Raw genomic sequence first — 23667 nt, forward strand, 5'->3', positions numbered from 1 at the left:
GTAGGTAGATATTTATAAACGTGCAATTTTTTGAGAGAAATGTTTTTTTAGTTGAAGTACGAGAATAAAAAAAAATCACATTTCTGTAAGGCTCAATTTGCGTTATTTCGTTAAAGTATAAATTGTTTTTCCTTCCTTTTTTCTTTTTTCTTCTTCTTGTGATTTGGAGGTTTCTAGTTGTGTTTTTAAATCTTCTATTTTTTTCGAACTCGATTCCAATTCTTTTTTGTTTTGGTTTAATTTTTCTTGAGTTTTTTCGATATCTTTTTGAAGATCAATATTATTGCTGTCTGCTGAGTTGTTTTTAAGATTTGTAAGTTCTTCTTGTTTTGTTTTTAAATCAGCATTTAATTTTTCAGATTTCTCCTCTAAATTTTTTTTATTTTCTTCTTCTTTGGCTACTTTTTTTTCAGCAGATTGAATTTTATTTGATGAGTGAGACGTCATCACTCCCATTTGCCAGTCATTTGTCCATCTCTGTCTCTGAGCATTTATTTGTTGGTGCATTTGCTGATTGTTAGATTGTGCAGAAACAAAAAATGGTAGAATTATTAGTACTAATAAAATAAATCGTGTTCTCATAATTTGGGGGCAAAGGTTAGTTTTGAACTCAAATGTATCTTTTTATTTTAAAAATTATGACAAAATATCTGATTAATTTTAAAGTTCTTGTTGATGCTTGCGTGAGGGATAGGAGCAAGCTACCAAAGTAGCGCGGATAGCCCGACAGCATTTAAAAAAAAGGCCTAATATGCGCAACGGTACATTAGGCCTTTTTTTAAATGGTGGCACGCCCGGATAATTTTAGATTGAAGATTTCTGATTAAAAAAACAAAACCCGAAAGATTTTAAAATCTTTCGGGTTTGAAATATGTAATTAAAGAAATCCAATCTCGAAGCTTCGGGATAGAAATCTTCAATCTAAAATTGATTTAGTATCTGTAGTATTCTGGTTTGAATGGACCTTCAACCGGAACACCAATATAAGCAGCTTGATCGTCACGTAAAGTTTCCAATTCAACTCCTAATTTAGCTAAGTGCAAAGCAGCAACTTTTTCATCTAAATGTTTTGGTAACATATAAACGTCATTGTTATAAGCAGCGCTGTTTTTCCATAATTCGATTTGAGCCAAAGTTTGGTTTGTAAATGAGTTACTCATTACAAAACTTGGGTGACCTGTAGCACAACCAAGGTTAACTAAACGACCTTCAGCAAGAATGATGATATCTTTTCCAGCGATCGTATATTTGTCAACTTGTGGTTTGATTTCGATTTTAGATGCACCGTGGTTTTTGTTTAACCAAGCCATATCAATTTCGTTATCAAAGTGTCCGATGTTACAAACAACAGTTTTGTCTTTCATTTGCTCGAAGTGCTCTCCAAGAACAATATCTTTATTTCCAGTAGTTGTAATGATGATATCAGCATTAGCAATTACAGTGTTTAATTTTTTAACTTCATAACCGTCCATTGCAGCTTGTAAAGCACAAATTGGGTCAATTTCAGTAACTGTTACAATAGATCCGGCACCTCTGAAAGAAGCAGCAGTTCCTTTTCCAACATCACCGTATCCACAAACGATAACTCTTTTTCCAGCTAACATTAAGTCAGTTGCACGACGTACAGCATCTACAGCAGATTCTTTACAACCGTATTTGTTATCAAATTTAGATTTAGTAACAGAGTCATTAATGTTGATAGCAGGCATTGGTAAAGTTCCAGCTTTTACTCTTTCGTAAAGTCTGTGAACTCCAGTTGTAGTTTCTTCAGATAATCCTTTGATTCCAGGAACCAATTCCGGGAAACGGTCAATAACCATGTTTGTTAAATCTCCACCATCATCAAGAATCATGTTCAATGGTTTTCTGTCTTCACCAAAGAATAAAGTTTGCTCAATACACCAGTCAAATGATTGCTCATCAAGACCTTTCCAAGCATAAACCTGAATTCCAGCAGCAGCAATAGCAGCAGCAGCCTGATCCTGAGTAGAGAAAATGTTACAAGAAGACCAAGTAACTTCAGCACCAAGAGCGATTAAAGTTTCGATCAAAACGGCAGTCTGGATTGTCATGTGTAAACATCCAGCGATACGAGCACCTGCAAGAGGTTGTTCGTCTTTATATTCAGCACGAAGCGCCATTAAACCTGGCATTTCAGCTTCAGCTAGTTCAATTTCTTTTCTTCCCCAAGCTGCTAGAGAGATGTCTTTTACTTTGAAAGCCACAAAAGGCGTAGTTGTAGTACTCATTTATAGTATATTTGTATTGTAAAATTTTTGCAAATTTACGGAATAGGTTTTTAATTTTGACTAATTTCTGTAAGATTTGTGAAATGTTTAGTTTCTTAATATCTAGAATGTTAGATAATTACTATAATTGTCATACAGAGCATAGTCAAACTATGAAGCTAATCCTGCTGTCCACTATATCTTTTGTGGTGAACCCCACCACAAAAGGATGCCGTTCCCATCAGGGCTAAAAAAGACCAGACGATAAATTAGACGTTCTGTTTTCAAATTAGAAATATAATTCATAACTTAAAACTCATAATCCATAATAAAAAAGCATGCCTCTATTTCAAACCATACAATGCAATGCAACCAGCAAAATTTTAATTTGGGAGATTACAGAATCTTTCGAAGAATTATCAAGTAAGGTAGTTTTAAAAGAAAAAACGCAATTAAGGCTAAACGGAATGAAATCTCAAATGCATCAACGTGCTTTTTTGAGTGTTCGCATGCTAATTCAGGAAATGGGTTTTACAGACAATGATTTACATTATGACGAATTTGGAAAACCTTATTTTGATTGTCATAATTATATTTCCATCACACATTCGCATAATTTTGCAGCTATTATTGTAAGTCATGAAACCGTTGGAATTGACATGGAATTGCAACGCGAAAAAATTCTTCGCATTGCCGATAAGTTTGTCGATACAGAATTTAGTTATTTAAAACCGAATGTTTTAGAAGAATACGTAAAAAAACTTACTGTAATTTGGGGCGCAAAAGAAGCCATCTTTAAAATTAGAAACGAAAAAGGAATCAGTTTTAAAGATCATATTAGAGTCGGGGATTTTTCATTAAATGAAAATCGAACCGAGGCAAGCCTCCATTTTGATAATTTGGTAAAAGATTTTGATGTGCATTACAAAGAAATAAAATCTGATAATTCGGAAGGAAAATTTACTTTGGTTTATGCTTTTGAGAAGTGATTTTCAGTCTCAGGTTTAGCCACAATCTTGTCATTTCGACGAAGGAGAAATCACACTAGAAATTCCGTCCAGAATGTTATCAATCTTTGTAGAGCTACCAGTGTGATTTCTCCCTTCGCTCGAAATGACAAAAATGCGATTAATGTTCAAGATTCTGTCGAATTCTCTGCCATCTTTTTTCGATGTTCAAACATACTCATAAACAAAAAAGTTCCCATTTTTCTGGCACGACGTTTTAGTGTTTCGGCATTTTCTCCTTCAAAATGTTCTTCGATAGTCTGAAACCAATAGTTAAGCCATATTCCGAATTCATTCGAAGTAATTTGACCATTAAAATGAGCATCCACTTCATTATGCACCGCATGCGGATTGCCCTTGTATTTTTTTACAGCAAACAAGTTGGTTTCCCAAAAATCAGTTAGTTTTTCCAGATGAGCATCCCAATCTTTAATCATGGTATTAAAATAAAAGCCAATTTCTTTATCGGCTCTTATTTTAGTATAGAACTGATGCACTAAAAAAGATACATCAGCTCTGTTTTCTATTTGTTTTCTCAAAATATAAAATTGTTCAGGATTATCAATAAAATACTCAATATAGTACTTGTAAGAATGAAGTTAAAAACGACCTTGTGTTTCATTTGCGCCAAAATAGAAGTATTTGCTAATATACAAGCCAAAACAATAATTCCGAGTTGTATCATTTGACCAATTGAGGTTCCGTGCGAAAGAATGTACATTGCAGCGGCTGCACCTAAACAGCTTTGACCAATTACAGCCATTGTTGCAGAACCAATATAATTTTTATTGAAATTTTCGAATGTTGTTTGATAAAGTGTCATACTATTTGTTTTTAGAATAACAAAGGTACAAGCACTTTGAACCTCCATTTTATGACTTAAATCATAAAACAAGAACTTTTTTAACGGTATACTTTTCTGTTTATAATCTTTAAAATCCCCTTTTTTTCTAAACCTTTTATCGTTCTAATTACTGTTTCGACACGTAACCCTGTTAAATCTCCAATTTGCTGTCTGGTAAAGCTGATGAGGTAACCGTTCTCATCTTTCTTGAAATTAAAATAAGCAATGCCGGTATCTATTAATTTTAGAATGCGGTGTTCAGGTTCCTGGGTCGACATTTCGGCGGCCATTACCGATTTATAATACAAACGTTGGGCTAAGTTTTCAATTATTTTCAGACTGACCGCTGGGTGCTCTTCTAATAATTTCATAAAAGTATTTTTAGAAAGTAGAAAAATTTCCGAGTCTTCAACGGCAATTGCATTGGCGGGATAGTTTTGATTTAAGAACAAAGGAGGTTCACCAAAAGACTGATCTTTATAAAATATTCCCTGTATAAATTCACGCCCATCATCATTGTAATTACTCATCTTAATTTCACCTGAAATAATCTGATAATAATGTGAAGGCAGATTTCCTTCTTCAAAAATAATTTCGTTTTTGCTAAAGGATTTTTTTAATGCACCGTATTTTTCTAATAATTCACCAGCAATCATAATTTGTTTTTGTTTGATTATTAACAGAGGCTTTACAAATATAATTCATTCAAAATAGTTCTTCTACGTTAAAAACTTTTTACTTTTACAGCCATTATGGAGGAAAAATTACTCACAATTAACCAACAAATTCGAGATGCTAAGGAAAGTGGACAAAAACTATTGGCCATACTTCTGGATCCTGATAAAATTGTTTGGGAAAACTTAGATCATTTATTACTAAAAATTAATCAATCTCCTGCAACACACATTTTTGTTGGAGGGAGTATTGTTCAGAGTATTATATTAGAAGATTTAATTGCGCAGTTAAAGCAAAAAACAAGTTTGCCAGTAGTTATATTTCCAGGTGATCCTTCGCAAATTTCTCCGCAAGCCGATGCCATTTTGTTCTTATCTTTACTTTCAGGCAGAAATCCCGATTATTTAATTGAATATCAAGTTCAGGCAGCGCCAATTCTAAAAAAGACAAATCTGGAAGTTATTTCGACCGGATATATATTGATCGAAAGCGGAAACGAAACTGCAGTTGCACGAGTAAGCAAAACAAAACCTCTTAACCGTGATAATCTTGATTTGGTTTTGGCAACAGCACAAGCCGGAGAAATGTTGGGCAACCGATTAATTTATTTGGAAGCGGGAAGTGGAGCAAAAAAAGCCGTTCCGTTGGAAATGATACAGTTAATTGCTCAAAATATTAATATTCCTGTAATTGTTGGAGGAGGAATTGTAGATTTGCACGGAATTCAAAATGCGTATAAAGCTGGTGCCGATTTAGTAGTTATAGGAACTGCTTTTGAAAACGACAGTCAATTTTTTGAATCATAACAAAACCCAACCAAAAACAGCCAACTTAATGATTGATTTTTTTTTAGACAGTTATAAAAATGCGCCTTTATGGCATATTGCTTTAGAATTCTTGGTTTTTGTTTTTGGAATTTTAAGTGTTTGGTTTGCAAAAAAAGAAAACATTTTGGTATATCCAACCGGTTTAATTGCAACAGTTATTTCAGTTTACTTACTGTATATAGCAGGTTATATTGGTGATATGATCATCAACGGATATTTTTCAATCATGAGTATTTATGGTTGGTATATATGGGGAAAAGGAGGAACAGTAGAAGATAATTTGCCTATTACACGAACGAATCTTAATGAAAAATTAATAGGGATTATATTGTTTTTTGTAACTGTTTTTGTAGTTTTCGGAATTTATAAATATTTCGATTATGAAATCAAAAAAGACAATTATGTAGATATGATTTCTTCAGGAATATTTTTTGCAGGAATGTGGTACATGGCCAAGAAAAAAATCGAAAACTGGACACTTTGGATTATTGGCGATATTATTGTGGTGCCCCTTTATGCCTATCGCGGTTTAGGGATGCTGTCACTTCAATATTTAATTTTTACAATTTTGGCTATTTCAGCTTATTTAGAATGGAAAAAAATCTTAGACAGCAAAAAACAGCTATCATAAAAATTGCATTATTTGGTCCTGAGAGTACAGGAAAAACAACCTTAGCAAAACAACTTGCAGAATACTACGAAACCGAATGGATTCCCGAGTTTGCACGCGACTATTTGCAGGAAAAGTGGGAAGAGAATCAACACATTTGTGTTGCCGATGATATGTTGCCTATTGCATACGGTCAGGTTGCATTAGAAAATCAAAAGTTAGCGTCGGCAAAAAAATATTTGTTTTGTGACACTAATTTGATGGTTACAAAAGTTTTTTCTGAAATGTATTATGGTTTCTGTGATCCGCTTTTAAACGAGGCTGCATTAGAACATGAATATGACTTGTTTTTTCTAACAGATATTGATGTTCCTTGGGAGAAAGATGATATTAGAGATACTCCTGATGGAAGAGAAACAGTGTTTTCGGTTTTTAAACAAACCCTAATTGATACCAATAAACCTTTTATAACGGTGTCTGGTAATAAAGAAAGTCGTTTGGCAAAAGCAACAGCTATTATTGATAGTTTGGCTATTGCAAAGAAACATAATATTTCGTCTGCAGATTTTGTTCAGATATATGATCACGAAATTTCTTTTGAAAAAATATTGCAGCAATTAGAAATTTTTAAAAACGGAATTCTAAAGACCAATTTAATAAGTCCGGCAACAATTAACAACGGGATTTTAAATTTGTCGGAAGAAGATTTTGAAAAAAAAGCTCATTTTTTCGATACTCAAAATTCAAAACTCAAGCTTAAAAAGTTTGTTCCTGCATCTGGAGCCGCAAGCAGAATGTTTAAGTTTTTGACTGCTTTTTTGCATGATTTTGATTTTGAAAAAGAGACTATAAACGCCTACATAAATAGAAAAAAAGACAGTGAGCTGTCGATTTTTATAGTAGCGATGGATAAATTTCCTTTTTTTGAAACTGTAGATAAAAAGTTGAATGAGATTTATCCGGATTTTCAATCTCTTGAAGGAGATCTTAAAAATTATTACTTTATAAAAACATTGTTAGCTTCTGATTATTTCGATTTTGCAAACAAGCCAAAAGCAGTTTTGCCTTTTCATCAATATAAAGAACATATTGCAAATCCAATAGAAGAACATTTGAACGAATGTGTACATTATGCTTCATCAAATCAAATTTCGAATTTGCATTTCACTGTTTCTGAAATCCATCAAACTTTGTTTGAAAAAGAGGTTGAGGTTCTTAAAGAAAAAGTAGAGAAAGATTCCGGAGTTAAAATTGAAGTGGGATATTCGTATCAAAATAAAAGTACAGATTCGATTTGTGTAGATTCAAAAAATAATCCTATTCGCGATAAAAACAATAAATTGGTTTTTAGACCTGGCGGGCACGGAGCGTTAATTGAAAACTTAAACGAGCTTGACTCAGATATTATTTTTATAAAAAATATCGACAACGTAATTCAAAATCATATTGATAAAATTGCATTGTATAAGAAAGCATTGGCTGGTATTTTAGTTGATGTTCAGCAAAAAGTTTTTGGTTATTTGAATGCAATTGAAAAGCAAGAAGTAAAAGAAAACAATATCGAAGAAATTGTGGCGTTTTTGATGCAGAATTTAAACATAGAGATAAGCAGAGATTTCAATAAATTTACTTTTGAAAACAAGATTATTAAAATTAAAGATTTGCTAAACAGACCAATTCGCGTTTGCGGAATGGTAAAAAATGAAGGTGAACCGGGCGGAGGTCCGTTTTGGGTGATGAATGAAAAAGGTTCGATTTCGCTGCAAATTGTAGAAACGTCACAAGTCGATTTGTCGAACAAAAAGCAGCAGGAAATTTTAGCAGAAGCAACACATTTTAATCCCGTTGATTTAGTTTGTGGAATCAAAAATTATAAAAACGAAAAATTTGATCTCTTAAAATTTGTAGATCAAAAGGCAGGTTTTATTGTCGAAAAAAGTGTTGAAGGAAAAACAGTTAAAAGTTACGAATTGCCTGGATTATGGAATGGGGCAATGGCAAATTGGTTAACCATATTTGTAGCCGTTCCTTTAATTACCTTTAATCCTGTAAAAACAGTAAACGATTTATTAAAAGCGGCACATCAACCACAATAATGGATATAGAAAAAATCATATCAGAGTTAAGTTTTAAAGCCGTTAGAAGCAGTGGCGCCGGTGGACAGAATGTAAATAAAGTTTCGTCAAAAGTGGTTCTAACTTTTGATGTAAATGCTTCTCAGGCTTTATCTGACGAAGAGAAATTGCTTTTACAAACTAATATTGCACCGCGTTTAACAACTGAGAATATCTTAATTTTAAATTGTGACGAAGACAGAAGTCAGCTTAAAAATAAAGACATTGTCGTAAAACGTTTTTTAGAAATTATTAAAAAAGGACTGTTTGTTCCTAAAATTCGTAAAGCGACTAAAATTCCAAAATCAGTTATAAAGAAGAGAATCAAAGACAAAAAGAATATCTCAGATATAAAACAATCCAGAAGAAAGCCGAATTTAGATTAAATTCAAAATTCCAATGAGAAGATCATATAAAAAATGAGTTTTTGCTATTTGGAATTTAATTTTTGGAATTTGTTTTTTAACACTACATTTGCACTGTCTCAAAGGGGTGCTCTAAATAACGAGCTGAGATCATACCCAAAGAACCTGAGCGAGTAATGTCGCTAAGGGAAAAAACGACAATTTTAGCGTGCACACTATATTTTGTCGTGAAACATTTATTAATTTAACAAAGAATAATTCCCCCTTTTATTCGTAATTCTTTACGAATGAAAACATTTTTTTTAGGTACTTCTAATGGTACAAAGGTACAAAGGTACAAAGGTTCAAAGCTGAGCCAAAAGTCTATTTTCTTTCTTCTATTTTCTTTCCTCTATTCTCTTTCTTCTATTTCACAGGAACAAGATTCAACCAAAGTCAATAAGCTTGATGATGTTTTAGTTTCGGCAGTTCGTGTTACTACAAAAACTCCGGTTACTTTTAGTAATATGGATAAAAAAGAAATTAAATTTAGAAATCTGGGACAAGATATTCCAGTTTTAATGAATTATTTGCCGTCTGTTGTCACTACTTCTGATGCTGGAGGCGGAATAGGTTATACCGGAATCAGAGTCCGCGGAAGCGATGCAACAAGAGTAAACGTAACCATCAACGGTATTCCTTATAATGATTCTGAAAGTCAGGGAACTTTTTGGGTAAATATGCCGGATTTTGCTTCATCTGTTGAGAGTTTACAGTTACAGCGTGGTGTAGGAACTTCAACAAATGGTTCTGGAGCTTTTGGAGCGAGTTTAAATATGCTTACAGATAGTTACGCTTCAAAACCAACCGGAGAAATTTCCAGTTCTTACGGAAGTTTCAATTCAAATAAAAATACCGTAAAATTCAGTACAGGTTTATTAAACGATCATTTTGAACTTGCAGGACGTTTGTCTACCATCAAATCTGATGGTTATATAGATCGTGCGAGCTCAGATTTAAAATCATATTTTTTACAAGGTACTTATGTTGGTAAAACAACTTTAATAAAAGCTTTGGTCTTTGGTGGAACAGAGAAAACATACCAATCATGGAATGGAATTGATGCTGAAACATTAAATTCAAATCGTACTTACAATTCTGCAGGAAAGTATAAAGATGAAGCAGGAAATGTACATTTTTATGATAATGAAACCGACAATTATAATCAAAACCATTATCAATTGCATTGGAGTGAATCATTTTCTGATAAATGGAGCACTAATTTAGCTTTGCATTACACAAAAGGACTGGGTTATTATGAAAATTATAAATATAACGAACCAATTGAAGGATATGGCCCAATTCAGCCTACGAAACAAGTTGAAAATGATTTAGGAGAACTAGTACCGGGAACTGATTTAATTCGTCAGAAATGGTTAGATAATGATTTCTATGGAACTACTTTTTCAGCAAAATATAAAGATGAAAAACTGGATGTTATCATTGGTGGAGGTTGGAATAAATACGAAGGAGATCATTACGGAAAAGTAATCTGGGCCAGAAATTCTGCGCAATCAGAATTGGGCAATCATTACTATGATGATTTTTCGACAAAAACAGACGGAAACATTTTTGCAAAAGCAAATTATCAGTTTACAGAGAAGCTGAGTTTTTATGGAGATTTACAATACAGAAATGTAAAATATAAAGCCAATAGTAAAGAAACGGGATTAGTTGATGATAATTTCAATTTCTTTAATCCAAAAGCAGGTTTGAATTACGAGATTAACCAGAAAAATACACTTTACTTTTCATACGCAAGAGCCAATCGCGAGCCTAACAGAACCGATTATGAAGGCGGAAATGTGAAACCTGAAAAACTAAATGATTTTGAATTAGGATGGAGATTCAATTCAGATAAATTTCAATTGACTTCAAACGTATATTATATGGCGTACAAAGATCAATTGATCTTAACTGGCAGACTTGATGATGTAGGAAATCCAATTCGTGCAAATAGCGAAAAAAGTTATCGTTTAGGTCTTGAAGTCGATGCTACAATTAAACTTTCTGAAAAGTTTATTTTAAGACCAAACGTTACTTTGAGCAGTAATAAAAATGTTGATTTGGCAGTTGATGGTCAAGTTTACGGAACTACTGATATTGCTTATTCACCATCAGTTATTGCAGGAAATATTATAGTTTACAGCCCGATAAAAAGTGTGCATATTGCATTATTACAAAAATATGTTGGCGAACAATACATGAACAATATCGAATTACCATCGGCTAAATTGGCTGATTATTTCGTAAATGATTTAAATGTTTCTTATGAAATCAAACCAAAATCTATTTTTAAATCGATAACGATTACTGGTTTAGTAAACAATATTCTTGATAAAAAATATGTTTCAAACGGAGCAATGTGGGATATTTATCCTTACTATTATCCACAAGCTGGAATTAATTTCTTAGCGGGAATAACGTTAAAATTCTAAAAGATTTTTGAAAAATAAAAAAGCCTGAAAATTTAAACTTTCAGGCTTTTTTATTTTAATTATAAACGTGAATCACGGTTCCGATTACTTCAATACGATATTGTTTTAATGGGTATTCTTTACCTCCAAGTCCGGTAAACAAACTATACTCTGATTTGTCGCAAGAACAAACAGCGTTTATTCCGTTAATTGTCATTGCAGTGCATGCAGTGAGAGGTTGGTTCGGGCAAGCTGCGTCAAAAGCATTGTAACCGCTTCCTGTGTTAAAAATAATTATTCCTTTTGCTCCAAAATTTGGAACAATAACACCATTACTTGGAAACTTAAGATTTGAATAAGACGGCAAATTCATATCTATAGATAAATTAACCGAGTAATTTGGTATGTTAGGATTTTTGTTACTGATGCCATTATCACTACAAGAGAAAAGGATTGAAACAAATACAATTAAGATCCAGAATTTTTTCATTATTTTAATAAGAATTAGTGAAACAAAAATAAATTATTTAGTTTTGAATTCTATATGATTAACATATAATTATGTACTATTAAAAATAATAGTATATTTGTAATACAAAATCCCGTCCCGATGGGATTTTTTGTATTTATATAAACGACGAAGTTATGAGTAAAGTATCTTATTATACAGCAGAAGGATTAAAAAAATTAAAAGATGAGTTGGAGCATTTAAAAAGTGTAATGCGTCCAAAGGCATCTCAAGATATAGCAGAAGCAAGAGACAAAGGTGATTTATCTGAAAACGCCGAGTATGATGCAGCAAAAGAAGCACAAGGTTTATTAGAAATGAGAATTAATAAACTGGAAGAAGTGTATTCTAATGCAAGATTAATTGACGAATCACAATTGGATGTTTCGAAAGCGTTGGTACTTTCTAATGTAAAAATTAAGAACCAAAGCAACGGAATGGAAATGAAATATACGCTTGTTGCCGAAAGTGAAGCTGATTTAAAAACAGGGAAAATCTCAGTAACTTCTCCTATTGGAAAAGGTTTACTAGGAAAATCTGTTGGTGAAGTAGCCGAAATTACGGTTCCAAACGGAGTTTTGAAATTCGAAATTCTTGAAATTTCAAGAGACTAATTTAATTGTTTAACGTTTAACAATCGGTTAAACAAATAAACGAATAAACGATTTAACAAATAAAAAATGTCATCAATATTCACGAAAATAGTAAACGGAGAAATTCCTGCATATAAAATTGCCGAAGACGATAACTACTTGGCTTTTTTAGATGTGAATCCAAATGCTAAAGGACACACACTTTGTATTCCAAAACAAGAAATCGATAAGATTTTTGATATGGATGATGAGTCGTACTTAGGATTAATGAAGTTTTCTAAGAAAATTGCAATTGCGATAGAAAAAACCGTTCCCTGCAAAAGAGTAGGGATGGCAGTTGTAGGTTTAGAAGTTCCTCATGCACACGTACATTTGATTCCGCTAAATCATATGGATGAAATGCGTTTTCATAATAAAGTAACACTTTCTAAAGAAGAATTTGAAGCTCTAGCTAAAAGCATTCAGGCGAATTTGTAGTTTAATAATAATTGCTTTGATGGATGTCAGGCTGAGCGGAGTCGAAGCTAAGTCCTGATTGAACATAAAAGGTTTCGACTTCGCTCTACCTGACAAAACGTTCAGAAATAAAAAAAAAACATTAAAAGTGCAGTAATTTATTTTACTGCATTTTTTTATTTAGTAAAATCTGAAAAGTAGTACCCTTTCCAATTTCAGAATGTAAAACTTTTATTTTTCCGTTGTGGTATTCTTCAACAATTCTCTTTGTTAAAGAAAGGCCTAGTCCCCAGCCACGTTTTTTGGTTGTAAAGCCAGGTTCAAAAATGGTTTTAAATTGCTTTTTCGGAATTCCGGTTCCTGAATCTTTTACGTTTATTTTTACATGATGAGCATCTTGTTCAATTTGAAGGTCTAGACTTCCTTTTCCCTTCATTGCGTCAATAGCATTTTTTATTAGATTTTCGATTGTCCAGCTGTGTAAAGTTGGGTTTATCATAACCAAAACGGGGTCTTTTGGAGCATTGTAAGAGAATGTAACCTGTTTAGAAAAACGAGATTGCAAATATTCATAAGTACTTAATGTTTCAACAATAATATCATGCTCTTCTAAAACAGGCACAGATCCAATCTTAGAAAAACGATCAGTAATAGTTTGTAATCGGTCGATGTCTTTTTCGATTTCTAAAGTAATCGATTGGTCAATTTCTTCTGTTTTTAAAATTTCAACCCAACCAATTAAAGAAGATAAAGGTGTCCCAATTTGATGTGCCGTTTCCTTTGCCATACCGGCCCACAATTTATTCTGAGTGGCCATTTTAGTACTTTTGTAAAAATTGTAAATCAAAGCGCCAAACATAAAAATGATTAATAATAATGCCACAGGATAATATTTCAGCTTATTGATTAAAGCTGAATTGCCGTAATAGATCTGCTGAAATTTTCCCGGTGCATACTCAATATTAATAGGTTCATTTTCATTTTTTAGATTCTTCAAAAATGACATAGACTCTTTTTTGTCATTTAGAATATGGTCGGGAACATTTTTAGAATTGATAATTTTTCCATACATGACCAGCATGACTGGAACAGAAGTATTACTGTTTGTAATTTCAAGAGGTAAATCAAGCTCCGTATATTCGTCGGCATTGATAATTGTTTTTTGAGCATTGGCCCAAATGTTCATTTTAAGTCGTTCCTCATTTTTAAAAATTTGGAAAAAAGTATAAGTATTCCAAAGAATCAGAGATATGATTAGAAAGGAAATGAAAATAATAATCCAACGTGTTGTATTTCTTGTCTCAGAAAAAGGCATAAATATCATTTTGAGGTATAAATATAACGAAATAAACACATTTTATATTTTGTTATTCGTTAAAGATTTTTGTTTTTTATGTCCAAAACTATTTCTTCGAATTAAACGATTTATCTACTTTTGTAGTTGCCGAAATGAGATTCGGTTAAAAAAGGAAATATATGATTAGCATCGATCCAAAAGAGATACCAACGGCAAAATTACATGGTTATTTACAAAGTGCAATTGGACCGAGACCTATTGCATTCGCAAGTACAATCAGTGCAAAAGGAATCCCGAATTTGTCGCCTTTTAGCTTTTTTAATGTGTTTAGTGCTAATCCTCCAATTTTGGTTTTTTCGCCGGCAAGACGTGTTCGCGACAATACAGTTAAGCACACTTTAATTAATGTTGAAGCAACTCGCGAAGTGGTAATAAATGTGGTTAATTATGATTTAGTACAACAAACTTCATTAGCAAGCACAGAATATGGAGAAGGTGTAAACGAATTTATAAAAGCTGGATTAACACAAATTCCGTCTGATCTGGTGAAACCTTATCGAGTAAAAGAGTCTCCGGTGCAGTTTGAGTGCAAAGTCACGCAGATTATTCCGTTAGGAACAGAAGGTGGAGCAGGAAATTTGATTTTATGTGAAGTAGTAAAAATTCATATCCACGAATCTATTTTAGATGAAAACGGTGGTATTGATCAGCATAAAATAGATTTGGTTTCAAGATTAGGAAATAACTGGTATTCAAGATCTAATCAAGGACTTTTTGAAGTACCAAAACCACTAACAACTTTAGGAGTTGGTGTAGATGTGATTCCGAATTATATCAAGGAAAGTCCTGTATTTAATGGGAACGATCTCGGAAAATTAGGAAATATTGAAGCCTTGCCTACAATGGAAGAAGTTAGTATATTTGTGAAAGAAAATTTTTCAGTGAAAGGAGTTTTGAGCTCAGATGATCAGGAAAAAATTCATTTAGAAGCAAAAAAATATCTGAATAATGACGATATTGCATCGGCTTGGAAAGTGCTTTTAGCCAAAAAATAAGAATAGAAACAATAATTAATATAGACGAAGATGGAAGTTACAGGAAAAGTAAAAGTGGTGAACCCAGAGCAACAAGTTAGTGCTGCATTCAAAAAAAGAGAGTTGGTTGTTACTACAGACGAGCAATATCCTCAACACATTTTGATTGAATTTACTCAAGATAAATGTGATTTATTGAGCAGCTACAAACAAGGTGAAGCGGTAAAAGTTTCTATCAATTTAAGAGGAAGAGAATGGGTTAATCCACAAGGAGAAACTAGATATTTCAATAGTATTCAAGGTTGGAGAATCGAAAGATTAGCACCAGAAGGTCCTGGTCAAACGCCTCCAATGCCAGCTGCGGAAGCTTTTGCTCCGGCAACAAATTTAAACGAAGACGAACCAGACGATTTACCTTTCTAAAAAGTAAATCTTAAAGTTATAAATTCCAAATTCCAAATCATTTGCTTGTATTTGGGATTTGGAATTTTTTATATTCGAATTTTTTAAGAAGATGTATTACATAACCAGAGAACTGTTTTTTCCTCCAGTTTCAGAATCCGATGAAGAAGGTATTCTGGCAATTGGCGGTGACTTAAACCCGGAGCGATTGAAATTGGCTTATAAAAGCGGAGTTTTTCCTTGGTTTAATGAAGGAGAGCCTATTTTGTGGTGGTCGCCAGATCCTAGAATGGTTTTGTATTTGGATGAATTGATTGTGTCCAAAAGTATGCGAAATATTTTGAACAGAAATCAGTTTAAAGTTACTTTTAATCAAAATTTTAGAGATGTAATTTCGAATTGTCAAAAAATTAAGCGTGACGGTCAAGACGGAACTTGGATTTCAAACGAAATGATCGATGCATATTGCAAATTGAATGAGGATGGAGTTGCAAAATCTGTTGAAGTTTGGCAAGATGACGTTTTGGTTGGAGGTTTGTACGGAATAGATTTAGGACACGTTTTTTGTGGCGAAAGTATGTTTTCAAAAGTATCCAATGCTTCAAAAGTTGCCTTTATTGCTTTAGTACATTATTTAAGAGAAAATAATTATAAGCTATTAGATTGTCAGGTTTATAATCCGCATTTAGAAAGTTTAGGCTGTCGTGAAATTGATCGCGAAGAATTTATGTCTATTTTAAAAAAGTAAGGGAAAATGGGTTCAGTTCATGTTGTTAAAGAGATTTATATTTATCCGATAAAAAGTTTGGCAGGAATTAGTTGTATGAATGCCAAAGCTGAAGAAATGGGATTTGAAAACGATCGTCGATGGATGTTGATCGATGCTGAAAATCAAATGTTAACTCAGAGAGAACACAGGATTATGAGTCAGTTTTATCCACAAATTTCTGATGGAAAATTAAGTGTTACTTTTCAGGACCAAAAGCATGAATTCTCTATTAGTGAACATTTAGAAACCGCTTTAGAAGTGAATGTTTGGGATGATAAAAGTGAAGTTGTTGAGGTAAATCAAGAAACTTCAAAATGGTTTAGCAAACACTTGGGCTTTGAATGCAAATTGGTGAAAATTCTCCAAATTGGAAATCGTAAACACGAAAGTTCCAGATTAAAAGAAACCTTCAATGTAAGTCTTGCCGACGGTTATCCTTATTTATTAATAGGAACAGAAAGTCTGGATTTTTTAAATGAAAAATTAGAAGATAAAATTACCATTTTACGATTTCGCCCGAACATTGTAATAAGCAGTAAAAATCCTCATGAAGAGGATGATTTTCATACTTTTAAAATTGGAGAAGTTCAATTTAAAAACATAAAACCCTGTGGAAGATGTATTATGGTTAATAATGATCCTCAAAACGGTAAATTAAAAAAAGAGCCTCTAAAAACGTTAAGTAAATACAGAAATGTAAATAATTCGGTTTTATTCGGAACTAATATTGTGAGTTTAAATTCCGGAATTATCAGCGTTGGTGATAAAATTGTGTTCTAGAAATTTAATTTTGTAAAACTCCAATTCAGTGTATTAAAAATTACGATTTCATTTTTGAGCGTTGGCAAATCTAAAATTAATTTAAGCGTTTCATGCGCCATCATTGTGCCAATAATTCCGGGCAATGTTCCTAAAACGCCATTCAAATTACAATTCGGAACATCTTTTGGGTTTGACATTTCAGGAAATAAATCGCGAAGATTTTTACTTCCATTATGATTGAAAACAGCAATTTGACCTTCAAATTTTAAAATACTTCCGTAAACTAAAGGTTTCTGAAATTGAACACAAGTATCGTTAACCAAATATCGGGTTGTGAAATTGTCAGAGCCATCAACAATAATATCATATTGCTGAATAATTTGTGATGCATTTTCGATTGTCAGTTTCTCAGTAATTGCAACAACATCAATCAATGGGTTAAGCTTTGAAACAACTTCTTTGGCAACAAGAGCTTTTTCGTGACCAATTTTATTTTCTGTATATAAAATCTGTCTGTGGAGATTATGAATTTCAATAGTGTCAAAGTCCATAATTCCAATAAAACCAACTCCTGCCGTTGCAATATATTGTAAAATCGGACATCCCAAACCGCCGGCGCCAATTACTAAAACTTTAGCCTTTTTTAGCTTCTCTTGTCCTTCATCTCCAATTTCTGGAAGAATGGTTTGTCTGTTATAACGTAAAAATTCTTGTATAATGCTCATTTTAATTAAATCTTAAAGTTTGAAAGTCATCAAGTCAAAAGTTGTCCTGGAAGTTAAAGTCAGATTATAATGGAAAGTTTTGGACTTTATGACTTTCAACTTTCAAACATTTGACTATAAGCTTTGTTCCAATCTTTCCAAACGGGTTCGTAACCTGATTTTGTTATGATTTCAGATATTTCTTTTGCTGATCGTTCGTCGCTTATTTCAAATTGTTCTAAAGATTGCGGATCGACAACATAACCGCCAGGATTTGTTTTGGATCCCGCACTCATACTGGTAACACCAATCGGAATGATATTGTTTCTAAATTTTTCATTTTCGCGCGTTGAAATCGAGATTTCAAGATCTTCATTCCACAGACGATATGCGCAGATAAGTTGTGTCAAATCTTTATCATCCATAATAAAATTGGGTTCGATAATTCCTTCAGCGGGACGAAGTCTGGGAAATGAAACCGAGTATTTTGTCTGCCAGTATTTCTTTTGGAGATAATCTAAATGCAAAGCGTTAAAGAAACTATCCGTTCGCCAATCTTCCAAACCTAATAAAACGCCTAAGCCAATTTTATGAATGCCGGCATTTCCAATTCTATCTGGAGTTTCAAGCCGATAATCGAAATTTGATTTTTTACCTTTTGTATGATATTTTTTGTAAACTTCCTGATGATAGGTTTCTTGATAAACTAAAACCGAATAAACTCCTGCTTCATGCAAACGTTCATAGTCTTCGGTAGAAAGTGGTTGAACTTCGACCGAAATAATCGAAAATTGTTTCCGAATTAAAGCAATCGCATTTAGAAAATAATTAATATTTACAGTATAATTGGCTTCACCTGTGACCAGTAAAACATGATCAAAGCCAGTTTCTTTTAAGGCTTCAACTTCAAGTTTTATCTCAGCATCAGAAAGGGTTTTTCGTTTAATTTTATTGTCTAAACTAAAACCGCAATAGGTACAAATGTTTTGGCATTCATTACTTAGATAAAGTGGCGCATACATTTGGATCGTTTTACCGAAACGTTTTTTGGTGATTTCATGACACTGTTGGGCCATCTGTTCCAGATAGGGTTGTGCAGCAGGAGAAATTAAAACTAAAAAATCATCGAGATTTCGTTTTGTTTTAGTCAAAGAACGCTCGACATCTTTTGATGTGATTTGGTATATTTTTGATTGAATAGTATCCCAATCATATTGCTCAAAAACCGATTTGAATGTTTTCATTTGGATTGTGTTTTTTACCGCAAAGAGCACTAAGATTTACGCAAAGTTCGCTAAGATGTGGTTTTATTTTTGACTGAAAAGTTCGCAAAGCTTTGTGAACTTTGCGAAAAATCCTTGCGAACTTTGCGGTAAAAAAAACTTTGCGGTTAAATAGGTTAGTCATATAAAAATGATGTCAAAGGACTGGAAGCAACCGCATGATTTTGTTGATTAGCAATTTTAGCTTCAAAAGCTTTTCGTCCTGCAATAACGGCTGCTGCAAAAGCTTCAGCCATTAATTTTGGGTTTCCGGCGACAGCAATTGCAGTATTTACTAAAACGGCATCGGCACCAATTTCCATTGCTTTTGCAGCGTCAGAGGGAGCTCCAATTCCGGCGTCTACGATTACTGGAACTCTGCTTTGTTCAATAATAATTTCTAGAAAATCGATTGTTTTTAATCCTTTGTTGCTTCCTATTGGAGAGCCTAAAGGCATTACTGCCGTTGTTCCCGCATTTTCTAAATGTTTGCATAAAACAGGATCAGCATGAATATATGGTAAAACAAAAAAACCAAGTTTAGCCAATTCTTCTGTCGCTTTTAAGGTTTCAATAGGATCAGGCATTAGATACTTTGGATCAGGATGAATCTCTAATTTTACCCAGTTTGTTTCGAGAGCTTCTCTCGCTAATTGAGCAGCAAAAACTGCTTCTTTAGCATTTCTGGCACCTGAAGTATTTGGCAATAAGTGAATATTAGGATGCTTTAAATGAGATAGAATAGCGTCAGTGTCTGTTTCAAGATCGATGCGTTTTAAAGCAACAGTAACCAATTCGCTTTCTGAAGCCAAAATTGACTCTTCCATTTCGGTATTCGAACCAAATTTGCCGGTTCCTAAAAACAAACGCGATTTAAAGCTTTTGTCTCCGATATTAAACAATGACGTTTGCATATAATTTTTCGTTTAATTGTTGAATTAATTTTTCTTTTTCATCACTTCTTGTGACCATTCCGGAAACGGCAATTCCGTGTATTCCAGTTTCCATTAAAGGGCTTATATCATTTAATGTAATTCCACCAATGGCATAAATTGGAATTTGAATGCTGTGTTTTTTTAGCTCTTCAAGGATTTTAAAATATCCTGATAACCCCAAAATCGGGCTTAATTTTTCTTTTGTTTCCGTAAATCTAAAAGGTCCCAAACCAATATAATCACAGCCATTTTTTATGTGATTTAGAATGTCTTCAATAGTATTTGCTGTTGCGCCAATGATTTTAGTATCGCCTAAAATAGCTCTGGCTTGATCAATTTTCATGTCTGAAAGACCAAGATGAACTCCATCAGCAGCGATTTGTTGTGCGAGATAAAGATTGTCGTTTACAATGAAATTGGCCAAGTATTCTTCGCATAAAAACTTTACAGCTTCCGCTAAAGCAAAAGTATTTTTAGCGGTTTGATTTTTAAATCGCATTTGTATCCAATCGCATCCGGCGTCTAAAGCCTGATGAATATTGTACAATTGTTCTTCGATTGTATTTCCTTGTGAGATGTATTGCAGTTTATGGTACATAATGGTATCCGATTAATGTTGAAGTTGAACTCAGGTATTTTTCTATGTAAGTTTTGGCGTTTTTACAGGCTTTTTGTAAAGTCTGATCTAATGCGAGATTTGAGGCGATTGCGGATGATAAAACACATCCTGAACCATGTTTTTCGGAACATTTTTTTTGAGAAGGAAGCATTTCAATAATCTCATTTTTAAGAAATAAGCGATCAACACCAATTTCAGATTTGCTGTGTCCTCCTTTTAACAAAATGGCGGTTGGAATTTTATTTTGCAACCAAAATTTATTTAAAATAAAACCAGGAAATAAAACATCGATTTCATTGTAATTTGGTGTGATCAAATCAATTTTTGCTATTATTTTGTTTAATTCTAAATCGTTTTCAAGTTTCATAAACTCATACTTTGTAGTAGACTTTATAACCGGATCCCAAACAATTTTAGTTGTTGGAGATACTAATTTAATGGTTGAAAGAATTCGGTTTAAATAATGCAAAGAAGGAACAATTCCGATTTTTACTGCACTTATTGCATAGTTTTGGAACAACGTTTCAATAGAACGAATTACAAAACTCAAGCTTATCCATTCAATGTGATGAAACTCATTTTCGGTCTGAATGGTATTGGCGGTTGCAATTGCAAATCCGGTAACCTGATGCTGTTCAAATGTTTTGATATCTGCCAAAACACCTGCACCTCCAGAAGGATCAAAACCAGCTATAGAAAGCACGAACGGACGATTTTCTGACATAATTTGAATTGTTTTATTGGGTTTTCATTGTTCCAAATAGTTCCTAAAAGCGCAGCATCGTCAAAGCCATTTTCAAGTGTTTTTTTGATGTTTTCAGAATCAATTCCGCCCAAAGCGATGACTTTTGTCTTGTTATTAGTTTTTGATTTTAATGCTTCAAAATGGTTTTCTTTCGGATGATAATCTTCCTTAGAAATACTTGTAAAAACAGGGCCTAGAAAAGCGTAATTAAAGTTTTCCAATGCATTGAAATCTTCAATTGAATGTGTCGATGTTGAAAATGTCTTTTGATCTGGATTAATTAAAAAACTATTCGTTCTGTCCTTTTCGGAAAAATGAATTCTGTTAATTCCCAAATCTTCTGCCAATTGATGATGACTATGTAAAACCAGATTCGACCGATATTCTAATTTTATCTGATGGAGAAATTCCACCATTTCAATGTTAGAAAAATTAGGTTTCCGAATATGAAGTAAATCCAATCCTTCGACAAATAAAGAATGGATTATTTTGATTTCATTTGCAACAACAAAAGGATTAGAGATTACAATCATATCTTTCTTCTATGGTCTTTCTTCTATGTTCTTTCCTCTATTTTCTAAAATTCTAGATATAAATCTCTTTCCCTTGCTCAATAAACTCTTCTGACTTCTCCTGCATTCCTTTTTCTGCAGCAGCAACATCTCTAATTTCCTGAGATATTTTCATCGAGCAGAATTTTGGTCCACACATTGAACAAAAGTGAGCCACTTTTGCACCATCAGCAGGAAGCGTTTCATCGTGAAATTCCCTTGCGGTATCAGGATCTAATGACAAGTTGAATTGATCTTCCCAGCGGAATTCAAAACGGGCTTTGCTCAAAGCATTATCACGGTATTGCGCGCCTGGATGACCTTTGGCCAAATCTGCTGCGTGAGCGGAAATTTTATAAGTTATCACTCCGTCTTTTACATCTTTTTTGTTGGGTAAACCAAGGTGTTCTTTTGGTGTAACATAGCACAACATTGCGCAGCCGTACCAGCCAATCATTGCTGCTCCAATGGCAGATGTAATATGATCGTAACCCGGTGCAATATCTGTAGTTAACGGACCAAGTGTGTAAAATGGAGCTTCGTTGCAATGTTCTAATTGCTTGTCCATGTTTTCCTTAATCATATGCATGGGTACGTGACCCGGACCTTCAATAAAAACCTGAACGTCATGTTTCCAAGCGATTTTTGTAAGCTCTCCTAAAGTTTCTAATTCGGCAAATTGAGCTGCATCATTGGCATCAGCAATTGAGCCCGGACGCAAACCATCGCCTAGAGAAAAAGCAACATCATATTGTTTCATGATTTCGCAGATTTCCTCAAAATGTGTGTACAAGAAGTTTTCTTTATGATGAAATAAACACCATTTTGCCATAATAGATCCACCGCGCGAAACAATTCCGGTAACGCGATCTGCTGTTAAATGAATATAACGAAGTAGAACTCCGGCATGAATTGTAAAATATGAAACGCCTTGCTCAGCTTGTTCGATTAAAGTATCGCGAAAAACTTCCCAAGTTAAATCTTCAGCAATTCCTTTTACTTTTTCTAATGCCTGATATATTGGAACCGTACCAATTGGAACTGGTGAATTACGAATAATCCATTCTCTCGTTTCGTGAATATTTTTTCCTGTTGATAAATCCATAATGGTATCAGCGCCCCAACGACAGGCCCAAACGGCCTTTTCAACTTCTTCTTCGATGCTTGAAGTTACTGCGCTGTTACCAATATTCGCATTTATTTTGACTAAGAAATTACGTCCAACAATCATAGGTTCACTTTCTGGATGGTTGATATTGTTGGGAATTATGGCTCTTGCGCAGGCCACTTCAGAGCGAACGAATTCTGGAGTGATTTTGCTTTTTGGAGTGTTGGCGCCAAAGCTATGTCCGTTGTGCTGGCATCGCATTGCTTTGGTTTGCTCGTTTAAAAGTTCGATACGCTGGTTCTCACGAATCGCGATATATTCCATTTCTGGAGTAATTATACCTTGTTTAGCGTAATATAATTGGGTTACATTGGCACCTTTTTTAGCTCGTTTTGGCTGATGTAAATATTCAAAACGAAGGTGATTTAGACTTTCGTCTTTTAATCGGGTTTGCCCATAATCAGAAGTTATTTCTTCCAGAATTTCAACATCATTTCGATTTAAAATCCAATTTTCGCGCAAGCGGGGTAATCCTTTTCTAATGTCAATTTCGATATTTGGATCTGTGTAAGCTCCGGAAGTATCATAAATTGTTACCGCTGGATTTTTTTCGATTCCACCATTAGAAAGTTTTGTATCGCTAAGAATAACTTCGCGCATAGCGACTTCTATAGGGTGAATTTCTCCTTTGATGTATATTTTTTTTGAATTAGGAAAAGGGGTTCTTGAGATTTGTTCTTCTGTAGTCATAATTTTTTGTTTCAGGTTTCAAGTTTGATTTTGATTGCGGATTTTT

26 protein-coding genes are annotated in these 23667 nt (G+C 33.5%); 12 read left to right on the forward strand and 14 right to left on the reverse strand.

Annotated features, from left to right (window positions below):
* Positions 1 to 102: 102 nt before the first annotated feature.
* Complete coding sequence (locus ACHRVZ_RS10865; protein ID WP_395422426.1) at positions 103 to 582, reverse strand: hypothetical protein; 480 nt, start codon at positions 580 to 582, stop codon at positions 103 to 105.
* Positions 583 to 932: 350 nt separating this feature from the next.
* A complete protein-coding gene (gene ahcY / locus ACHRVZ_RS10870; RefSeq protein WP_056245149.1) occupies positions 933 to 2249 on the reverse strand; it encodes an adenosylhomocysteinase in 1317 nt (438 codons plus the stop codon).
* A 317-nt stretch (positions 2250 to 2566) separates the two neighbouring features.
* On the opposite strand from ahcY, the gene ACHRVZ_RS10875 reads away from it, so the two are divergent.
* Complete coding sequence (locus tag ACHRVZ_RS10875; protein WP_395422427.1) at positions 2567 to 3217, forward strand: 4'-phosphopantetheinyl transferase family protein; 651 nt, start codon at positions 2567 to 2569, stop codon at positions 3215 to 3217.
* 146 nt (positions 3218 to 3363) lie between these two features.
* Here ACHRVZ_RS10875 and ACHRVZ_RS10880 read toward each other — a convergent pair whose 3' ends face one another.
* From ACHRVZ_RS10880 to ACHRVZ_RS10890, 3 genes are all read right to left on the reverse strand, one after another.
* Positions 3364 to 3774, reverse strand: coding sequence for a group III truncated hemoglobin (locus ACHRVZ_RS10880; protein ID WP_395422428.1), 411 nt, complete (start codon positions 3772 to 3774; stop codon positions 3364 to 3366).
* Complete coding sequence (locus ACHRVZ_RS10885) at positions 3771 to 4058, reverse strand: hypothetical protein (RefSeq protein WP_395422429.1); 288 nt, start codon at positions 4056 to 4058, stop codon at positions 3771 to 3773. The genes ACHRVZ_RS10880 and ACHRVZ_RS10885 overlap by 4 nt, the downstream gene beginning before the upstream one ends.
* A gap of 80 nt (positions 4059 to 4138) precedes the next feature.
* A complete protein-coding gene (locus ACHRVZ_RS10890; RefSeq protein ID WP_395422430.1) occupies positions 4139 to 4735 on the reverse strand; it encodes a Crp/Fnr family transcriptional regulator in 597 nt (198 codons plus the stop codon).
* Positions 4736 to 4831: 96 nt separating this feature from the next.
* On the opposite strand from ACHRVZ_RS10890, the gene ACHRVZ_RS10895 reads away from it, so the two are divergent.
* From ACHRVZ_RS10895 to ACHRVZ_RS10915, 5 genes are all read left to right on the forward strand, one after another.
* Positions 4832 to 5560: a geranylgeranylglyceryl/heptaprenylglyceryl phosphate synthase gene (locus tag ACHRVZ_RS10895; protein ID WP_395422431.1), complete on the forward strand. Its 729-nt coding sequence runs from the start codon at positions 4832 to 4834 to the stop codon at positions 5558 to 5560.
* 28 nt (positions 5561 to 5588) lie between these two features.
* Positions 5589 to 6212, forward strand: a complete 624-nt coding sequence (pnuC, locus tag ACHRVZ_RS10900; protein ID WP_395422432.1) for a nicotinamide riboside transporter PnuC — start codon at positions 5589 to 5591, stop codon at positions 6210 to 6212.
* Positions 6173 to 8287 (forward strand): DUF4301 family protein, encoded by a 2115-nt coding sequence (locus ACHRVZ_RS10905; RefSeq protein WP_395422433.1) that lies wholly within the window; start codon positions 6173 to 6175, stop codon positions 8285 to 8287. The genes pnuC and ACHRVZ_RS10905 overlap by 40 nt, the downstream gene beginning before the upstream one ends.
* Complete coding sequence (arfB, locus tag ACHRVZ_RS10910) at positions 8287 to 8691, forward strand: alternative ribosome rescue aminoacyl-tRNA hydrolase ArfB (RefSeq protein WP_395422434.1); 405 nt, start codon at positions 8287 to 8289, stop codon at positions 8689 to 8691. The genes ACHRVZ_RS10905 and arfB overlap by 1 nt, the downstream gene beginning before the upstream one ends.
* 266 nt (positions 8692 to 8957) lie before the next feature.
* A complete protein-coding gene (locus ACHRVZ_RS10915; protein ID WP_395422436.1) occupies positions 8958 to 11147 on the forward strand; it encodes a TonB-dependent receptor in 2190 nt (729 codons plus the stop codon).
* Between the two features lie 55 nt (positions 11148 to 11202).
* Here the strand turns inward: ACHRVZ_RS10915 and ACHRVZ_RS10920 are convergent, their stop codons facing one another.
* Positions 11203 to 11616, reverse strand: a complete 414-nt coding sequence (locus ACHRVZ_RS10920) for a Rieske (2Fe-2S) protein (RefSeq protein ID WP_395422437.1) — start codon at positions 11614 to 11616, stop codon at positions 11203 to 11205.
* A 155-nt stretch (positions 11617 to 11771) separates the two neighbouring features.
* Here ACHRVZ_RS10920 and greA point away from each other — a divergent pair, with 155 nt between their 5' ends.
* Together greA and ACHRVZ_RS10930 are read left to right on the forward strand one after the other, a co-directional pair.
* Entirely contained in the window at positions 11772 to 12248 is a 477-nt protein-coding gene (greA, locus tag ACHRVZ_RS10925; RefSeq protein WP_121326925.1) for a transcription elongation factor GreA, read from the forward strand.
* 66 nt (positions 12249 to 12314) lie between these two features.
* Positions 12315 to 12704, forward strand: coding sequence for an HIT family protein (locus ACHRVZ_RS10930; RefSeq protein ID WP_395422438.1), 390 nt, complete (start codon positions 12315 to 12317; stop codon positions 12702 to 12704).
* A gap of 142 nt (positions 12705 to 12846) precedes the next feature.
* Here ACHRVZ_RS10930 and ACHRVZ_RS10935 read toward each other — a convergent pair whose 3' ends face one another.
* Positions 12847 to 13998: a sensor histidine kinase gene (locus ACHRVZ_RS10935; RefSeq protein ID WP_395422439.1), complete on the reverse strand. Its 1152-nt coding sequence runs from the start codon at positions 13996 to 13998 to the stop codon at positions 12847 to 12849.
* 161 nt (positions 13999 to 14159) lie between these two features.
* Between ACHRVZ_RS10935 and ACHRVZ_RS10940 the strand changes: the two genes are divergently transcribed.
* From ACHRVZ_RS10940 to ACHRVZ_RS10955, 4 genes are all read left to right on the forward strand, one after another.
* Entirely contained in the window at positions 14160 to 15035 is an 876-nt protein-coding gene (locus ACHRVZ_RS10940; protein ID WP_395422440.1) for a flavin reductase family protein, read from the forward strand.
* Positions 15036 to 15065: 30 nt separating this feature from the next.
* A complete protein-coding gene (locus tag ACHRVZ_RS10945) occupies positions 15066 to 15437 on the forward strand; it encodes a DUF3127 domain-containing protein (RefSeq protein WP_017497965.1) in 372 nt (123 codons plus the stop codon).
* A gap of 91 nt (positions 15438 to 15528) precedes the next feature.
* Positions 15529 to 16164, forward strand: a complete 636-nt coding sequence (gene aat, locus ACHRVZ_RS10950) for a leucyl/phenylalanyl-tRNA--protein transferase (RefSeq protein WP_395422441.1) — start codon at positions 15529 to 15531, stop codon at positions 16162 to 16164.
* A 6-nt stretch (positions 16165 to 16170) separates the two neighbouring features.
* Positions 16171 to 16965 carry an MOSC domain-containing protein gene (locus ACHRVZ_RS10955; protein ID WP_395422442.1) on the forward strand — a complete coding sequence of 265 codons (795 nt, stop codon included), beginning with the start codon at positions 16171 to 16173 and terminating at the stop codon, positions 16963 to 16965.
* On the opposite strand, the gene ACHRVZ_RS10960 is transcribed toward ACHRVZ_RS10955, so the two are convergent.
* The 7 genes from ACHRVZ_RS10960 to thiC form a co-directional block, all read right to left on the reverse strand.
* Positions 16962 to 17672, reverse strand: coding sequence for a HesA/MoeB/ThiF family protein (locus ACHRVZ_RS10960; RefSeq protein WP_395422444.1), 711 nt, complete (start codon positions 17670 to 17672; stop codon positions 16962 to 16964). The genes ACHRVZ_RS10955 and ACHRVZ_RS10960 overlap by 4 nt on opposite strands.
* Positions 17673 to 17767: 95 nt before the next feature.
* Positions 17768 to 18895, reverse strand: coding sequence for a 2-iminoacetate synthase ThiH (gene thiH, locus ACHRVZ_RS10965; protein WP_395422445.1), 1128 nt, complete (start codon positions 18893 to 18895; stop codon positions 17768 to 17770).
* Between the two features lie 155 nt (positions 18896 to 19050).
* Positions 19051 to 19827, reverse strand: coding sequence for a thiazole synthase (locus tag ACHRVZ_RS10970; protein ID WP_395422446.1), 777 nt, complete (start codon positions 19825 to 19827; stop codon positions 19051 to 19053).
* The gene (locus tag ACHRVZ_RS10975) at positions 19808 to 20446 is read right to left on the reverse strand and encodes a thiamine phosphate synthase (protein WP_395422447.1); all 639 of its coding nucleotides are present in this window, start codon (positions 20444 to 20446) and stop codon (positions 19808 to 19810) included. Before ACHRVZ_RS10975 ends, ACHRVZ_RS10970 begins: the two co-directional genes overlap by 20 nt.
* Entirely contained in the window at positions 20436 to 21191 is a 756-nt protein-coding gene (locus tag ACHRVZ_RS10980; RefSeq protein WP_395422448.1) for a hydroxymethylpyrimidine/phosphomethylpyrimidine kinase, read from the reverse strand. The genes ACHRVZ_RS10975 and ACHRVZ_RS10980 overlap by 11 nt, the downstream gene beginning before the upstream one ends.
* Positions 21158 to 21745: a thiamine phosphate synthase gene (locus tag ACHRVZ_RS10985; RefSeq protein ID WP_395422450.1), complete on the reverse strand. Its 588-nt coding sequence runs from the start codon at positions 21743 to 21745 to the stop codon at positions 21158 to 21160. Before ACHRVZ_RS10985 ends, ACHRVZ_RS10980 begins: the two co-directional genes overlap by 34 nt.
* Before the next feature lie 52 nt (positions 21746 to 21797).
* A complete protein-coding gene (thiC, locus tag ACHRVZ_RS10990; protein ID WP_395422451.1) occupies positions 21798 to 23621 on the reverse strand; it encodes a phosphomethylpyrimidine synthase ThiC in 1824 nt (607 codons plus the stop codon).
* Positions 23622 to 23667 lie beyond the last annotated feature (46 nt).

Source organism: Flavobacterium sp. FlaQc-57, assembly GCF_044007395.1.
Lineage (GTDB): Bacteria > Bacteroidota > Bacteroidia > Flavobacteriales > Flavobacteriaceae > Flavobacterium.

Coding starts and splice junctions, on each gene's coding strand:
- ACHRVZ_RS10865 (WP_395422426.1), bottom strand. CDS start 582: ATGAGAACACGATTTATTTTATTAGTACTAATAATTCTACCATTTTTT.
- ahcY (WP_056245149.1), bottom strand. CDS start 2,249: ATGAGTACTACAACTACGCCTTTTGTGGCTTTCAAAGTAAAAGACATC.
- ACHRVZ_RS10875 (WP_395422427.1), top strand. CDS start 2,567: ATGCCTCTATTTCAAACCATACAATGCAATGCAACCAGCAAAATTTTA.
- ACHRVZ_RS10885 (WP_395422429.1), bottom strand. CDS start 4,058: ATGACACTTTATCAAACAACATTCGAAAATTTCAATAAAAATTATATT.
- ACHRVZ_RS10890 (WP_395422430.1), bottom strand. CDS start 4,735: ATGATTGCTGGTGAATTATTAGAAAAATACGGTGCATTAAAAAAATCC.
- ACHRVZ_RS10895 (WP_395422431.1), top strand. CDS start 4,832: ATGGAGGAAAAATTACTCACAATTAACCAACAAATTCGAGATGCTAAG.
- pnuC (WP_395422432.1), top strand. CDS start 5,589: ATGATTGATTTTTTTTTAGACAGTTATAAAAATGCGCCTTTATGGCAT.
- ACHRVZ_RS10905 (WP_395422433.1), top strand. CDS start 6,173: ATGGAAAAAAATCTTAGACAGCAAAAAACAGCTATCATAAAAATTGCA.
- arfB (WP_395422434.1), top strand. CDS start 8,287: ATGGATATAGAAAAAATCATATCAGAGTTAAGTTTTAAAGCCGTTAGA.
- ACHRVZ_RS10915 (WP_395422436.1), top strand. CDS start 8,958: ATGAAAACATTTTTTTTAGGTACTTCTAATGGTACAAAGGTACAAAGG.
- ACHRVZ_RS10920 (WP_395422437.1), bottom strand. CDS start 11,616: ATGAAAAAATTCTGGATCTTAATTGTATTTGTTTCAATCCTTTTCTCT.
- greA (WP_121326925.1), top strand. CDS start 11,772: ATGAGTAAAGTATCTTATTATACAGCAGAAGGATTAAAAAAATTAAAA.
- ACHRVZ_RS10930 (WP_395422438.1), top strand. CDS start 12,315: ATGTCATCAATATTCACGAAAATAGTAAACGGAGAAATTCCTGCATAT.
- ACHRVZ_RS10935 (WP_395422439.1), bottom strand. CDS start 13,998: ATGCCTTTTTCTGAGACAAGAAATACAACACGTTGGATTATTATTTTC.
- ACHRVZ_RS10940 (WP_395422440.1), top strand. CDS start 14,160: ATGATTAGCATCGATCCAAAAGAGATACCAACGGCAAAATTACATGGT.
- ACHRVZ_RS10945 (WP_017497965.1), top strand. CDS start 15,066: ATGGAAGTTACAGGAAAAGTAAAAGTGGTGAACCCAGAGCAACAAGTT.
- aat (WP_395422441.1), top strand. CDS start 15,529: ATGTATTACATAACCAGAGAACTGTTTTTTCCTCCAGTTTCAGAATCC.
- ACHRVZ_RS10955 (WP_395422442.1), top strand. CDS start 16,171: ATGGGTTCAGTTCATGTTGTTAAAGAGATTTATATTTATCCGATAAAA.
- ACHRVZ_RS10960 (WP_395422444.1), bottom strand. CDS start 17,672: ATGAGCATTATACAAGAATTTTTACGTTATAACAGACAAACCATTCTT.
- thiH (WP_395422445.1), bottom strand. CDS start 18,895: ATGAAAACATTCAAATCGGTTTTTGAGCAATATGATTGGGATACTATT.
- ACHRVZ_RS10970 (WP_395422446.1), bottom strand. CDS start 19,827: ATGCAAACGTCATTGTTTAATATCGGAGACAAAAGCTTTAAATCGCGT.
- ACHRVZ_RS10975 (WP_395422447.1), bottom strand. CDS start 20,446: ATGTACCATAAACTGCAATACATCTCACAAGGAAATACAATCGAAGAA.
- ACHRVZ_RS10980 (WP_395422448.1), bottom strand. CDS start 21,191: ATGTCAGAAAATCGTCCGTTCGTGCTTTCTATAGCTGGTTTTGATCCT.
- ACHRVZ_RS10985 (WP_395422450.1), bottom strand. CDS start 21,745: ATGATTGTAATCTCTAATCCTTTTGTTGTTGCAAATGAAATCAAAATA.
- thiC (WP_395422451.1), bottom strand. CDS start 23,621: ATGACTACAGAAGAACAAATCTCAAGAACCCCTTTTCCTAATTCAAAA.